Raw genomic sequence first — 13,832 nt, 5'->3', positions numbered from 1 at the left:
GTGATAAGTCATAATGGGGCAAAATAAAAGCACCTACTACTTTTTATATAGTAAATGCATCTATAATTTTTTATATATTTAATATATATTAATATAAAAATTAAATTTATTTAAACTCTACTTTTATATATATTTTTCCTTATACTCTTAAGAACTTCAGAGAATGGTATCTTTTTATCATTAGTATACTGCTTTTTTTGTATAAATTCAGTTCTTTTTTTATTCTCATAGTGTTTATTAGTTTCTATTATTTTATTAACCCTCATTTCAAATCCCTCCTATATATCTATACATTAGAAATTTTAAATTTAAAGGGGTTATCTGTTTTTAAAAAATACAAGACATACTGACATCCTTTGTTACAAAACATTGATTTGACTTCTTAACCCTCATATAGTAAACTATATAACTGTAAAATATGATAAAGACAGTTCGTAACCATCCTGTCTATAAACAAAACTAGGACGTAACTATCGGCTTAGGGTAGTTTTTTTGTTTAAGGGCAGGTTCTGCCCTTTTTTATTTTGCAAAAATATTAGGAGGAATCATAATGAAAAAAATAGGATTGACAACTACAGTACCTGTAGAAGTTCTTATTGCTGCAGAATATACCCCTGTAGATTTAAATAATATTTTTATAACATCTGATGATTATTTAAAATATATAGATATAGCTGAAAGAGATGGCTTCCCAAAAAGCTTATGTGCTTGGATAAAGGGAATATATGGAGCATGTTTAGAAAATAACATAGAAGAAATAGTTGGGGTCATAGAGGGAGACTGTTCTAATACAAAAGCACTTATTGAAGTGCTTCAATTAAAAGGAATTAAAGTTTATCCATTCTCTTTTCCGCATAGTCATAAAAAAGAAGATGTAGAAAGCGAAATTAAAAAATTTATGAATATATTTAATGTGACTTTTGAAAAAGTGGAAGCTGTTAGAAAAAGACTAAATAAAATTAGGGAGTTAGCTAAAGAAATTGACGAATTAACATATAAAGAAAGTAAAACTACTGGATTTGAAAATCACCTATATCAAGTAAGTTTAAGTGATTTTAACGGAAATACAAACTCTTTTGAAGCTAAACTTAAAAAAGTTATTAATAATATAAAAAAAAGACAACCTATAGATAAGAAACTTAGATTAGGCTATATAGGAGTTCCTCCTATGACCGGGAATATATATGAATTTGTTGAAAAGTTTAATGCTCATTTTGTATACAACGAAGTTCAAAGAGAATTTGCCTTCCCTAGGGCAAATGAATCATTAAACATATTTGAACAGTATTACGACTACACTTATCCTTATAATACTGAGTTTAGAATTAAAGAATTAAAAAAGCAAATTAAAGAAAGAAAATTAGATGCTTTAATTCACTATACTCAAGCTTTCTGTTATAGAGCAGTAGAAGATATAGTTTTAAAACAAAATTTAGATATTCCAATATTAAATATAGAAGGAGATAAATTAAATACTTTAGATGCAAGAACTAAACTTAGATTAGAAGCTTTTCTTGATATGCTATTGGATTTAAAGGAGAGTAGGAAATGCTAGTATTAGGTATAGATTTAGGAAGTAGGGAAGTTAAAATTGTTTTAATGGAAAATAATAAAATAATAGAAAAGAAAAAAATAAGCACCATGAATTTTTACAGGGATTACTGTAGCTTTGATGGTAAAGTTATTGTAGATTTAAATAAGCTTAATATAAAAAAAGTAGATAAAGCTATATCCACAGGCTATGGAAGAAACAATACTGATTTAAAACTGTTTACTCCAATAAATGAAATAAAAGCTCATGTATATGGAGGAATTTATCAAACTGGTTTAAAGAATTTTATACTTTTAGATGTTGGTGGACAAGATGTTAAAGTTGTCAAAATAGAAAAAGGATTAACTACCGATTTAGAACTTAATGAAAAATGTGCTGCTTCCTGTGGAAGGTATCTAGAAAATATGGCAAATGTACTTGAAATATCCTTAGATGAAATGAGCACACATTATGAAAATCCTATAGAATTAAATTCAACTTGTGCAGTATTTTCTGAATCAGAATTAATTGGGAAAATAGCTGAAGGTGTATCTATAAAAGAATTGTGTGCAGGTGTTAATTATTCTTTATATAAAAGGCTACACCCTCTTTTAAGTAAATTTAAAGGTAAAAATTTAGTTTTAACTGGTGGGGTTGCTAACAATAAAGCAATAAAAATGTATTTAAAAAAAGATTATGAAAATATAGTATCTATTGAAGAACCTCAATTTAATGGAGCAATTGGATGCTGTTGTTATGGAAGTAATATTTTAAGAGAATTTTAGGAGGAATTCACATGTATATTTTAAAATCAGAGCATAGTTTCGATAGTGCTCATTTTCTTGCTGGATATAAAGGTAAATGTGGAAATATCCATGGACATAGATGGAAGGTAGAAATTGAAATACAATCAGAAAATCTTATAAACGGTGGTCAACTTGACGGCATGGTAATAGATTTCGGTGATTTAAAAAAAGATGTTAAAGAAATGGTAGATTATTATGATCATGCTTTAATTATACAAGAAGGAACTATGAGGACAGAAACCTTAAGCTGTATTAGTGAAGATGGATTTAAAGTAATTACTGTTAATTTTAGACCAACAGCTGAAAACTTTGCAGCATTTTTCTTTAAAACTATGAAGAATAAAGGATATAGCGTAAAAAGAGCTACAGTTTACGAAACTCCTACAAATAGCGCTGTATATGAAGAAAGCGAGGTAATATAAAATGCAATTTAAAGTAGTTGAAAAATTTACAAGTATAAATGGCGAGGGTTCTCTTTCAGGACAATTAGCAGTCTTTATAAGATTTGCAGGTTGTAATTTAAGCTGTAGCTACTGTGATACCACCTGGGCAAATAAAGAAGATGTTTCTTATGAATTAATGACTTGTGAAAAAATATACAACTATATAAAATCTACGAGAGTTAGAAATGTAACCTTAACCGGTGGAGAACCCCTTCTTCAAGAAGGGATACTAGAATTATTAGAAGTACTCTCTAAAGATAAAGAACTTCATACTGAAATAGAAACCAATGGTAGTGTTTTATTAGATAAGTTTTCTAATATAGAAAATCCACCAAGCTTTACTATGGATTATAAACTTCCTTCAAGTAATATGGAAGATAAAATGGAATTGAATAACTTTAAGTATTTAACTAAAAAAGATACAGTTAAATTTGTATCTGGAACTATGGGTGACTTAGAAAAGGCTAAACATATAATAGATAAATATAACCTTATATATAAAACTAATATATATATTAGTCCAATATTCGAGAAAATAAACATGGATACCATTGTAGAATTTATGAAAAACAACAAAATGAATGGTGTTAATCTTCAACTTCAACTTCATAAAGTTATTTGGGATCCAAATAAGAGAGGTGTATAATATGTCAATTGATGTAAAAGCAATTCAAGAACATATAAAGGGTATTTTGATAGCTTTAGGTGATGATCCTAATAGAGAGGGACTTAAAGATACACCTAAACGTGTAGCTAAAATGTATGAAGAAGTATTTAAGGGAATGTGCTATAGCAATGATGAAATTGCAGAAATGTTTAATAAAACCTTTGAAGATGATTTATCAGTAGAAGAAAACTCAAATGATATGGTATTAATGAAAGATATAGAAATATTTAGCCATTGTGAACATCACTTAGCATTAATGTACAATATGAAAGTGGCAGTAGCATACATTCCTAATAAAAAAATTATTGGATTAAGTAAAATTGCAAGAATAGCTGATATGGTAGGCAGAAGACTTCAGCTCCAAGAAAGAATAGGAACAGATATAGCTTACATTATACAAAAAATAACTGACTCAAAGGATGTGGCTGTGATTATAGAAGGTGAACATGGCTGTATGACAACTAGAGGTATAAAAAAACCAGGAACAAAAACAATTTCAACTACTTTAAAAGGAAGATTTAATGGCGATGCAATTTTAAACAATAAATTAATGATGCTTTATAGATAGCCTGAATGCTTTAAATCAATCTATTGATTTTACAATATTAAGGTGAAAGTTTATGTATATAATAATATACAAATAAAATATAGGATGGTGTAAAAATGAATAAAGAAAAAGCAGTAGTAGTTTTTAGTGGTGGCCAAGATAGTACAACTTGTTTATTTTGGGCAAAGAAAAAATATAAAGAGGTTTTAGCAGTATCTTTTGATTATAATCAAAAACATAAATTAGAATTACAGTGTGCAAAGGATATATGTAAAAAGTATACTGTAGAACATCATATTTTAGACTTGAATTTATTAAATCAACTAGCACCTAATTCATTAACTAGACAAGATATAAAGGTGGATAAAGATGCACCTTTAGATGGTGTGCCTAATTCCTTTGTAGATGGTAGAAACATGTTGTTTTTAACCTTTGTTGCAGTATTTGCAAAACAAAGAGGAATAAATACCATTATAACTGGTGTATCTCAAAGTGATTTTAGTGGATACCCCGATTGTAGAGATGTATTTATAAAATCTTTAAATGTTACTTTAAACTTGGCTATGGATTACAAATTTCAGATTATTACTCCTTTAATGTGGATTAATAAAGCAGAAACTTGGAAAATGGCTTATGATTTAGGTGTACTTCCTATAGTTAAAGAAGAAACTTTAACCTGTTATAACGGAATAAAAGGTAATGGTTGTGGAGAGTGTCCTGCTTGTAAACTAAGAAAAAATGGGTATTTAGAGTTTAAAAAAACTTACTTATAATGCTATCAAGTTTTAATTTTTCATATGCATAAACAAAAGTAAAGAAGGAAGTATGTTTTAAACCACACTCCTTCTTTTTTATAATTTTATTTGTTATGCATAGCCATAAATACCTTTTCTGGAGTTATAGGTAATGTTCTTATATTAACTCCTACTGCATTATATATTGCAGCTGCTATAGCTGGAGCTGGTGTATTTATTACTACCTCTCCTATAGATTTTGCTCCAAAAGGCCCTGTTGGCTCATAACTTTCCTGAAATTCTACTCTTATACTATTAATATCTTTTCTACAAGGTATCTTATATTGCATAAAAGAATCTGTAGCCATTTTACCTTTATAATTATATTTTATATCTTCATACATTGCTAACCCTATTCCTTGTACTATTCCACCTTCAGTCTGTATTCTTGCAAGATTAGGATTTATTACAGTTCCACAATCCACTACTGCAACATAATCAATAAGTTCTGCTTTTCCAGTTTCCTTATCAACTTCAACTTCTGCAAAACCTGCTACAAAAGGAGGTGGAGAAATTTCACTACCATAAGTTCCCATACCTGTAAGTTGCTTTGAATTAGGACCAACTATAACTCTCTGAGCTAACTCTCTCAAAGTTAACTCTTCTTTATTGTTTACTATTATTGCTTCTCCGTCAAAATCTACATTCTCTTTTGGAACTTTTAGTATCCTTGCAGCTGCTTCCTTTATCTTTATTAAAAGTTCCTCTGCTGCTCTTACCACTGCCATTCCTGTAACATAAGTTGTACTTGAAGCATAAGAACCTGGATCATAAGGAGATACATCTGTATCCGCTGCAATAACAGTTATATTTTCCATTGATGTATTAAGAACTTCACAGGCCATCTGTGAAAGAATAGTATCACTACCAGTACCCATATCTGCAGAACCTAATAACAATGTATAACTTCCATCCTCATTTACCCTTATTTCTGCTGAAGCAGCATCAATATTTGCTATACCTGATCCTTGCATTGTAATAGCCATCCCTACTCCTCTAACCTTGTTAAAATCTATTTCTTTTGAAGGATATTTTTCATTCCAATGAATCATTTCTTTACCCTTTTCAATGCATTTATCTAAAGTTGAGCTATAAAAAGTTTCTCCACCGAATGCAATAGACCTTTCCCCTTGTCTCATTAAATTTTTCATTCTTATTTCCGTTGGATCCATATTTAATTTTACTGCCAATTCATTTATGGTAGATTCAAGAGCAAAGGTTCCCTGAGTGGCTCCATACCCTCTAAAAGCTCCTGCTGTAACCTTATTTGTATAAACTACATTACCACTAAATCTAAGAGCAGTAGCTTTATTATAAAGGGGTAGTGTTTTTTCTCCCACAACCCAAAATGTAGTACAAGCATGTTCTCCATAAGCTCCTGTATCTGATAACCCTTCTATGTCAACAACTTTAATTAATCCCTCCTCATCAGCTCCAAGTCTTACTTTTAATCTCATAGCATGTCTACCTGTTGTACAAGTAAAGGTTTCTTTTCTATCATAAACTATCATTGAAGGTTTTCCAGTTTTCCATGTAACTATAGCTGTAAATATTTCAACAGCACCAGTTTGTTTTCCTCCAAAACCTCCTCCTAATCTTGGTTTTATAACTCTTATTTTGCTTGCAGATATACCTAAAGCTCTTGAAAGTTGTCTTCTAACATGAAAAGGTATTTGTGTAGATGATACAACTACTAGTCTTCCTGTATGATCAATATAACTAAATGCTCTGTAGGTTTCCATCATAGCATGAACTTGAGCTTGGGTATAATAGGTCCTCTCTATAACTACAGGGCATTTTTTAATTTCCTCTTCCACATTACCAAATTCAACATTATGAGTGCATACTATATTTCTTTCTTGCTGCATTCCAATATCTATATTACAATGCAAATCATCTTCTCTGTGTATAACTGTAGGATTATCTATTGCTTTTTCAAAATCAAGTACAGGTTCAAAAATTTCATATTCAACCTTTATTAATTTCATAGCTTTTAAGGCTGTCTTTTCATTAACTGCAGCTATAATAGCTACTTCATCTCCTATATATCTCATTATCTCATCAAGTATAAGTCTATCATAGGGAGAAGGTTCTGGATAAGTTTGTCCAGCTAAAGTGAATCTAGTTTTAGGCACATCCTTATAAGTTAAAATACATTCAACCCCTTCAACTGTTTCAGCTTTTGAAATATCTATAGATTTAATCCTTGCATAGGCATGAGGACTTCTTAAAATTTTAATACAAAGAGCATCTTTTGGAGCTAAATCTTCAGTATATACAGGCTTACCAGTGGCAATAGCCATTCCATCAATTTTGGTATATGGTTTTCCTACAATTTTCATTAATACTCTACCTCCAAATACTTTTTGACTGCTCTTAATTGCCCCATGTATCCTGTACATCTACAAAGATTACCCGCCAAATAATGTTTTATTTCATCATCTGTTGGATTAATAAGCTCTTTTTTCATAGCTATAACAGTCATAACAAAGCCTGGACTACAGAAACCACATTGCTCTGCTCCTTCAGCAGTAAGAATTCTTGCAAATTTCTCTGCTTCTTCTTGAAGTCCTTCAATAGTAGTTATGTTTTTACCATTTGCCCTTATGGAAAGAGTGGAACATGAAAGTATGGGTTTTTCCTCTAACCAAACTGTACATAATCCACAACAACTAGTATCACAGCCTCTTTTAACGCTTAGATAACCTATCTTTCTTAATGTATCTAATAAAAATTCATCCTTATCAACATTTAAAGAATGTCTTTTTCCATTTACAATAATGTCTATCTGCATTGTATTACCTCCATAATTGCTCTTTTAATCAATGTATTGCAAATTGCTTTTCTATATTGAGAAGAAGCTCTCATGTTACTCCCAAAGCTTAATTCCTGCGAAGCAACCTTTGCTGCTTTCTCAATAATAGCTTGATTTATTCCTTCTTTTGATAATAATTTAGAAGCGTTTTTAGCAATACTAGCTACCATAGGTTTTGCACCTACAACAACTTTCCATTGATTATTAAGTTCAGATACAGCTACATTTAATATGGCATAATCACTTAAAGAATTTCTAAAACTTTTATATACAGCTTTTCTTCTATTCTTTTTTAAATATATATTGCAAAGAATGTCCTTTTCATAAGGTCTTACTAAAAAATCTTCTAGTGACATTCTTCCTCCTTTATATAGCTCTACTTCAGTATCTAAAGCTAAAAGTGCAGTAATTAAATCTGAAAAACCATACTTTGAAAACACAGTACCTCCCACAGTAACTATATTTCTAAATTGAACACCTATTATATTTTTTACTGAGTCACATAAAGCACCATTAAAATTATTATTTATTATAGAACTTACCTCTAAATCTCTAAATGTAGTCCCTGCACCTACCTTTATATATTCTTTCTCATCTATAATATAATTTAAATTTAACTTAGATAAATCAATACCTGTTCCTATACTTTTTTTCCCCATTTTTAAAAATGCACATCCACCTAGAACAGTATTGCTTCTTCTAGAAATAAGTATTGAATAAGCTTCTTCAATTGTTTGTGGTTGAACTAACTCTGTTATAGTAAACACTATTTTTCCTCCTTAAAACATTCTTTATCTTATTGTTGGAAAACGATTTGGAAGTATTATGCCAGATCGTTTTCTTATTGAATCTGCCATTTTTACTGCTTCATTTAATACATTCTCTTCTGATATAAATGTTATTTTCCTATCTTTCATTATCCATCTACCATTACACATAGTAGATTCAATATTTGTTGAGTGCATTGAATAAACTATATTAGCTATTGGGTCATGTATTAGCATGCTGCCTATTCCCTTTGGATTTATAACTATAAGATCTGCATTCTTTCCACTTTGAAGACTTCCTATTTCCTCTTCTTAAAGAAGTGTTTTTGCACCATTTATAGTTGCCATTTCAAGTATAGTCTCTGCTGGAACTGCTTTTGGATTTAGTGTTCTTCCTTTATGAATCAATTCATAAACTTTTGCAAATCCTAAAACTTTCATAGCTGCTGCTGGATTATGTGATGATTTCACATTGTGTAAACGGAATAAGTCAATTTCCTTATCAATAAGCCAAATTGTATGTGCACCTAATATATTTATTTTAGTAACTAGTGTAGATTTTTTAAATAAAAAAACTCCCGAATTTTCTTCAGGAGTTTACATACATGATTATACTTTTTCCTATACTAGTTCTAAAATATTGAAATTTTCACAAGTAAAATCATAATATAAACACCCATAGTCAGGCTATTTACGGTTGCCTGGTAGAAACGCTGAAACCATATTATCCAGCATATACAAGTGCGAACAACATTTGTTTTTTGTATATTATTATTCGTTTTATTTTCTAATATTATGATATGACATTTTTGTGAAAATATCAACATAATGTTAAAATCAAAGTTTATCACTTTTATTTAAACTTTTAGCTAACTCTTCTAAATCTTTGTTTTTTAATGCGGCTTCCACTAATGGTGGCAATGCATTTGGAGTAGCACCAAAAGTAGGTATGCTAAAGCTAGCAAATTTTTTAGCTAATCTTTCATCATAAGCTGGCACCCCATTATCTGATATAGCTAATAAACATATAACTGTCACTCCAGCTTCTTTCATATCCTTTACTCTTCTTATTAAATCAGCTTCATTTCCACCTTCATAGAGATCAGAAATAAGTATAAAAATAGTTTTTTTAGGTTCAGTTATAAATTTCTCACAGTAAGCTACTGATTTATTTATATTTGTTCCTCCACCTAACTGTATTCCAAAAATCATATCTACTGGATCATTAGCACATTCTTCACTTAGGTCTACAACCTCTGTATCAAATGCAATTACATGAGTTTTAAGAGCTCTTATACTAGCAAATATAGATCCTACAATTGACGCATAAATAGCTGATTCCGCCATAGAACCACTTTGGTCTATGTCTAGTATTATTGTCCAATTGTTTGAATCCCTTGCACGATTGAAATAATAGAACTTCTCTGGAACAATTTTTTTCTGCTCTACATCATAATTTTTTAAATTTTTGCTTATAGTATATTTCCAATCAATAGCTTTAAGTGAAGGTATAGGTGAATGTTCTCTTTTATTTATAGATCCAGCTACTGCTTTTACCATGTCATTTTTTAATCTTTCTTCTATATCCTCTACTACTCTCTTAACTAATTCTCTAGCTGTATCTTTTGTTTCTTCTGGAATTTGATCCCTAAGAGCTAAAAGTGTAACTACCATAGAAATATCTGGCTTAACATCTTTTAAAACTTCTGGTTCAAATATAAGCTGTGTTAAATTTTTTCTTTCTATAGCATCACTTTGTATTATAGCTACAGTATCCTCTGGAAAATATTTTCTAATATCTCCAAGCCATTTTGCAAGTCTCGGTGATGACTTAGCAAGGCTTGCACTCTTTGAGCCATTGCCACCTATAGAATTACTTGAAGAAGTATCATCATATATAGCTGCCAATGCTTCATCCATGATCTGCTCATCACTATCTAAGGAAAATCCTTCTTTATCATAATCCTGAAAGGTTTTTTCACTTTCACTTCCCAGTATTAGTCTCCATCGTTTTAACTTCTTTTTATCCATATTATATATCTCCAAAATCAAAATCTTCTAAGTTCTCAAAGGACTCTTCATTTATTTCATCTAAGGTATTTAAAAATTCTTCCTCTGATTCCTCATTATTTATATTCCAAAGCTCCCCTAAATTTTCACTGATGTATCTTTTATGTTCAGGAGTAAATTCACTAAAAGCTCTTCTTAAAAATACTAATGCTCTGCGAAACTCTTCATCATCCAAAAAACTTATATATTCATCCAATTTTTCTAAAATAATAAGTTTTGAAACAAGGGTATAGTGATTTCTTGAAGCTAATCCCTCAAACCATCCTGCTCCTAAATCCACCTCTACTCCTGGTGATAGTCTACGTGATATTTCCATAGATAATTTTTCATCAGATATTTTATTTTCTTCTAGTAGAATTCCAGCAGCATATCCCGAAAGTTTAGGGTTTCTATCATCTCTATCTGAAAGTTCTATAAGCTTTTCAGTCCAAAACTCATTACTCAAATTAATACTAGAATCTGCAACTATGGAATTAATATCACATATTGCAGTAGTCATTTCTTTTGCCCTATCATCATTACAATTACAAGAATCTATCAATAGAAGGTTTAATCTAAAAAATAATTGCTCTACTATTTCAGTTAAACTACTAGTATCAATTTTTCTTAAGCTACCAAAATTTATTACCTGATAAATATTTTTAAGAGTCTTAGCTATCTTAACAAAATCTCCTGCATCTATTGATAATCCTTGAACTATGCTTCTACCATCCTCAACAGCCTTTTCCATTCCACATTTGCAAGCTGTTAAAATAAGCTCTGAAGCCTCTTTGATATCTTCACATTCTTTAAGTAATTGGTCTAATTTAAAGGCTGTAGCAAGTTCCACACTATTTCCAAGTAAAACTGCCTCTACCAATTGAATTTCAGATTCTGGAGTCCATTTTAGTATCCATTCTTCTTTCCAACTAGCCTTATCTTGGGAAGCATGTCTCTCCACAGCAAAATTTATATTTAATATTTTAAGCTTATTTAAAAATTCAGATCTTCTTAAATCTAAAAAGGCCAGTCTCTCTGATTTAATCCTTCTATTTTCTCTTAAATCTAAAACTAAATCCTGTGAAACAGTACTCTTATATTTTTCAAGATTTAATTCTTTAAGTTTTCTATAAAAATCATCTTGTATAGGAGTTTGACTTACTCCTTCCTCTATATGTCCAATTTCAGTTCCTATTTCGGTTTTTGCCATAGCTTCAGCCACTACAGCTCGCCTTCCTTGTCCCAAACATACGGTACAGGCATCTTGAATATCTATTAATGTAGGTGTTTTATCTCCATGTAGATATGCTAAAGACTTTGCAAGTCTAACACCTTCTATTACTTCCGCTGGTGATCTATAAGTACCAGCTTGTCTTAAATGATTTACTAAAGTTGTAAAATACAATGAAGGCAGTTTATCTAAATCATTGTTTATTAAACATTCCCACATCAGCTTAAAATAAAATGGAGCTTTATTACCTGCACCATATCCTCCTTGCTTTGACAATCTATAATAGGAATATGGCATTAAAGTAATATTTGTCTTTATCCTTGGTAAAGCATTTATTTCTTCATCACTCATAGGATCTAAATCCATATTTATTGCAGACGCATGATATGCTCCCGTTACAACAACTATTTTATCTGGTTTATGCCCAGATAAAATAGTATTTTTAATTTGCCTTCTCATAAATGCCTCTCTGATTAAATTTCTAGCATATTCTTTTTTGCAGTGTATAGCTTCACTTTCTTCTGTTAAATTTCTAATTTCCATACAAAATTTAAAAATTGCTTCTCTATAGGTTTCTAAATCCTTTATATGTTCAAAATTTCTTTCCCAATAAGTCTCATAATTTGGTTCATTAGAAAGTTTAGCTATCTTTTCATATATTGAATCTTCATAATGTATATATTCTAAGCTATCCTTTTGTTCATCTAATATACTTTCATCCTTTTTAGAGTGAATATTTAACATTAAAGATACATCTGATGGCAAATCTATAAATGCTGAATAACAATTATTTTTACTTGCCCATAATAAAGCTTGATATTCTGGAGAATAAGAAGCAATAGGATATAGTATAGTTTTAACTGGTACACTATCCGTATAAGCAAGTATTGCTAATGGAGCTTTATTTTTGGCATTAACAATGGACTTAATGTGTTCATTTGCATCCTGCAGCCCCTCAATTAATACTGCTGTAGGTTTTATTTTTTCTAGAAACTCTATCAAATGATATGAACTACCAGGTGAAAGATGGCGAACTCCAAAAACATTTACTTTTTCCATTATATATTTAGCTCCTTGCAAGCTCTATATAAATTTTGCCACTCCGCTCCTCTTTTTTTCATTACATTTTCTAGATATTCCTTCCACGCCATTTTATCCTTATCTTCATCTTTAACTACTGCTCCCTGAAGCCCTGCTGCAATATCAATATCTTGAATTTCACCATTTCCAAAGCTTCCTGCAAGAGCCATACTATTTGTTAAAAGAGAAATAGCTTCTGCTGTGGAAATAACTCCACTAGGTGATTTAAGTTTCATGCTCTTATCTACAGTAGTTCCTTCTCTAAGCTCTCTAAATATTGTTACTATCTTTGATATAGCATCTTTTGTTGGAAGTGATGCTTGAAGATCAAGACCTGATGAAATCTCCTCTACTCTCTTTCTTACTATTTCCACTTCAGTTTCTATATTTTTAGGTGTAGGTAAAACAATGATATTAAAACGTCTTTTAAGTGCTGAAGACATATCATTTACCCCTTTGTCCCTAGTATTAGCTGTTGCTATTATAGAAAATCCTTTTTTAGCATGAATTTCTGTATTAAGTTCTGGTATAGCTATATTTTTTTCAGAAAGAATGGATATTAAAGCATCTTGAACTTCTGATGCACAACGTGAAATTTCTTCTATTCTTGCAATTTGTCCATTTTCCATAGCTCTAAATACAGGTGTTTTAACTAGTGCTTCTTCTGTTGGACCATTGGAAAGTAGCATGGCATAATTCCAAGAGTATCTTATCTGCTCTTCAGTAGTACCAGCAGTTCCTTGAACCACCTTACAGGAATCCCCATGAATTGCCGCTGTAAGATTTTCTGACAACCAAGATTTTGCGGTTCCAGGCTCTCCTATTAAAAGTAGTGCCCTATCTGTTACTAAAGTTGCAATAGCAATTTCAACTAATCTTTCATTTCCTATATATTTAGGACTTATCTGAGTTTTGCCTGCAGTACCACCTAGAATAAAAGTTCTAACAGACTTTGGAGACATCTGCCATCCTTCTGGTACAGGTTCTGTTTCACCTTTAATTAAAGCTTTAATTTCCTTTTCATATAATTTTTCTGCTGGTAAACGCATTACCTTATTATCTGCCTTTTTCATTTTTTACAACTCCTAAAATTCAATATTTT

The 13,832-nt window shown here is 30.6% G+C and carries 15 protein-coding genes and 1 riboswitch; of the genes, 6 read left to right on the top strand and 9 right to left on the bottom strand.

The genetic code is table 11. From position 1 onward, the window contains the following. Nucleotides 1-110: 110 nt before the first annotated feature. Nucleotides 111-266 carry a hypothetical protein gene (locus J2Z24_RS08585; RefSeq protein ID WP_173680253.1) on the bottom strand — a complete coding sequence of 52 codons (156 nt, stop codon included), beginning with the start codon at nucleotides 264-266 and terminating at the stop codon, nucleotides 111-113. A gap of 284 nt (nucleotides 267-550) precedes the next feature. Between J2Z24_RS08585 and J2Z24_RS08580 the strand changes: the two genes are divergently transcribed. The 6 genes from J2Z24_RS08580 to queC all read left to right on the top strand — a co-directional run bounded on the left by J2Z24_RS08580 (nucleotide 551) and on the right by queC (nucleotide 4,767). Next, the gene (locus J2Z24_RS08580) at nucleotides 551-1,555 is read left to right on the top strand and encodes a 2-hydroxyacyl-CoA dehydratase family protein (protein ID WP_111947519.1); all 1,005 of its coding nucleotides are present in this window, start codon (nucleotides 551-553) and stop codon (nucleotides 1,553-1,555) included. Next, nucleotides 1,549-2,316, top strand: a complete 768-nt coding sequence (locus J2Z24_RS08575) for an acyl-CoA dehydratase activase (RefSeq protein WP_035148067.1) — start codon at nucleotides 1,549-1,551, stop codon at nucleotides 2,314-2,316. Before J2Z24_RS08580 ends, J2Z24_RS08575 begins: the two co-directional genes overlap by 7 nt. A gap of 11 nt (nucleotides 2,317-2,327) precedes the next feature. Then, the gene (gene queD, locus J2Z24_RS08570) at nucleotides 2,328-2,759 is read left to right on the top strand and encodes a 6-carboxytetrahydropterin synthase QueD (RefSeq protein ID WP_035148068.1); all 432 of its coding nucleotides are present in this window, start codon (nucleotides 2,328-2,330) and stop codon (nucleotides 2,757-2,759) included. Between the two features lies 1 nt (nucleotide 2,760). Then, nucleotides 2,761-3,426 carry a putative 7-carboxy-7-deazaguanine synthase QueE gene (gene queE, locus J2Z24_RS08565; protein WP_035148070.1) on the top strand — a complete coding sequence of 222 codons (666 nt, stop codon included), beginning with the start codon at nucleotides 2,761-2,763 and terminating at the stop codon, nucleotides 3,424-3,426. Between the two features lies 1 nt (nucleotide 3,427). Then, nucleotides 3,428-4,015: a GTP cyclohydrolase I FolE gene (gene folE, locus J2Z24_RS08560; RefSeq protein ID WP_035148071.1), complete on the top strand. Its 588-nt coding sequence runs from the start codon at nucleotides 3,428-3,430 to the stop codon at nucleotides 4,013-4,015. A 95-nt stretch (nucleotides 4,016-4,110) separates the two neighbouring features. After that, nucleotides 4,111-4,767, top strand: coding sequence for a 7-cyano-7-deazaguanine synthase QueC (gene queC, locus J2Z24_RS08555; protein WP_035148073.1), 657 nt, complete (start codon nucleotides 4,111-4,113; stop codon nucleotides 4,765-4,767). An 86-nt stretch (nucleotides 4,768-4,853) separates the two neighbouring features. Here queC and J2Z24_RS08550 read toward each other — a convergent pair whose 3' ends face one another. The 8 genes from J2Z24_RS08550 to J2Z24_RS08520 form a co-directional block, all read right to left on the bottom strand. Beyond that, the gene (locus tag J2Z24_RS08550) at nucleotides 4,854-7,130 is read right to left on the bottom strand and encodes a xanthine dehydrogenase family protein molybdopterin-binding subunit (RefSeq protein WP_035148075.1); all 2,277 of its coding nucleotides are present in this window, start codon (nucleotides 7,128-7,130) and stop codon (nucleotides 4,854-4,856) included. Beyond that, the gene (locus J2Z24_RS08545; RefSeq protein WP_035148076.1) at nucleotides 7,130-7,582 is read right to left on the bottom strand and encodes a (2Fe-2S)-binding protein; all 453 of its coding nucleotides are present in this window, start codon (nucleotides 7,580-7,582) and stop codon (nucleotides 7,130-7,132) included. The genes J2Z24_RS08550 and J2Z24_RS08545 overlap by 1 nt, the downstream gene beginning before the upstream one ends. After that, nucleotides 7,573-8,370 (bottom strand): FAD binding domain-containing protein, encoded by a 798-nt coding sequence (locus J2Z24_RS08540; protein WP_035148077.1) that lies wholly within the window; start codon nucleotides 8,368-8,370, stop codon nucleotides 7,573-7,575. The genes J2Z24_RS08545 and J2Z24_RS08540 overlap by 10 nt, the downstream gene beginning before the upstream one ends. Before the next feature lie 24 nt (nucleotides 8,371-8,394). Then, nucleotides 8,395-8,673: an amidohydrolase family protein gene (locus tag J2Z24_RS21350; RefSeq protein ID WP_278320934.1), complete on the bottom strand. Its 279-nt coding sequence runs from the start codon at nucleotides 8,671-8,673 to the stop codon at nucleotides 8,395-8,397. Nucleotides 8,674-8,682: 9 nt separating this feature from the next. Beyond that, nucleotides 8,683-8,841: a hypothetical protein gene (locus J2Z24_RS21345; protein ID WP_241392962.1), complete on the bottom strand. Its 159-nt coding sequence runs from the start codon at nucleotides 8,839-8,841 to the stop codon at nucleotides 8,683-8,685. Between the two features lie 188 nt (nucleotides 8,842-9,029). Next, nucleotides 9,030-9,131: riboswitch (purine riboswitch) on the bottom strand. Nucleotides 9,132-9,207: 76 nt separating this feature from the next. Continuing rightward, entirely contained in the window at nucleotides 9,208-10,401 is a 1,194-nt protein-coding gene (locus J2Z24_RS08530; protein ID WP_035148079.1) for a VWA domain-containing protein, read from the bottom strand. Between the two features lies 1 nt (nucleotide 10,402). After that, nucleotides 10,403-12,709 (bottom strand): DUF5682 family protein, encoded by a 2,307-nt coding sequence (locus J2Z24_RS08525; RefSeq protein WP_035148150.1) that lies wholly within the window; start codon nucleotides 12,707-12,709, stop codon nucleotides 10,403-10,405. Next, the gene (locus tag J2Z24_RS08520; RefSeq protein WP_035148081.1) at nucleotides 12,709-13,803 is read right to left on the bottom strand and encodes an ATP-binding protein; all 1,095 of its coding nucleotides are present in this window, start codon (nucleotides 13,801-13,803) and stop codon (nucleotides 12,709-12,711) included. The genes J2Z24_RS08525 and J2Z24_RS08520 overlap by 1 nt, the downstream gene beginning before the upstream one ends. Between the last annotated feature and the right edge of the window lie 29 nt (nucleotides 13,804-13,832).

The sequence above is a fragment of the Clostridium tetanomorphum genome, assembly GCF_017873215.1.
Classification (GTDB): domain Bacteria; phylum Bacillota; class Clostridia; order Clostridiales; family Clostridiaceae; genus Clostridium_AO; species Clostridium_AO tetanomorphum.
The sequence above is the reverse complement of the archived record's forward strand: the minus strand, read 5'-3'. Positions and strand labels throughout refer to the sequence as shown.

Excerpts from the sequence above, each read along its gene's own strand:
- J2Z24_RS08585 (WP_173680253.1), bottom strand. The coding sequence starts at position 266 with ATGAGGGTTAATAAAATAATAGAAACTAATAAACACTATGAGAATAAA.
- J2Z24_RS08580 (WP_111947519.1), top strand. The coding sequence starts at position 551 with ATGAAAAAAATAGGATTGACAACTACAGTACCTGTAGAAGTTCTTATT.
- J2Z24_RS08575 (WP_035148067.1), top strand. The coding sequence starts at position 1,549 with ATGCTAGTATTAGGTATAGATTTAGGAAGTAGGGAAGTTAAAATTGTT.
- queD (WP_035148068.1), top strand. The coding sequence starts at position 2,328 with ATGTATATTTTAAAATCAGAGCATAGTTTCGATAGTGCTCATTTTCTT.
- queE (WP_035148070.1), top strand. The coding sequence starts at position 2,761 with ATGCAATTTAAAGTAGTTGAAAAATTTACAAGTATAAATGGCGAGGGT.
- folE (WP_035148071.1), top strand. The coding sequence starts at position 3,428 with ATGTCAATTGATGTAAAAGCAATTCAAGAACATATAAAGGGTATTTTG.
- queC (WP_035148073.1), top strand. The coding sequence starts at position 4,111 with ATGAATAAAGAAAAAGCAGTAGTAGTTTTTAGTGGTGGCCAAGATAGT.
- J2Z24_RS08550 (WP_035148075.1), bottom strand. The coding sequence starts at position 7,130 with ATGAAAATTGTAGGAAAACCATATACCAAAATTGATGGAATGGCTATT.
- J2Z24_RS08545 (WP_035148076.1), bottom strand. The coding sequence starts at position 7,582 with ATGCAGATAGACATTATTGTAAATGGAAAAAGACATTCTTTAAATGTT.
- J2Z24_RS08530 (WP_035148079.1), bottom strand. The coding sequence starts at position 10,401 with ATGGATAAAAAGAAGTTAAAACGATGGAGACTAATACTGGGAAGTGAA.
- J2Z24_RS08525 (WP_035148150.1), bottom strand. The coding sequence starts at position 12,709 with ATGGAAAAAGTAAATGTTTTTGGAGTTCGCCATCTTTCACCTGGTAGT.
- J2Z24_RS08520 (WP_035148081.1), bottom strand. The coding sequence starts at position 13,803 with ATGAAAAAGGCAGATAATAAGGTAATGCGTTTACCAGCAGAAAAATTA.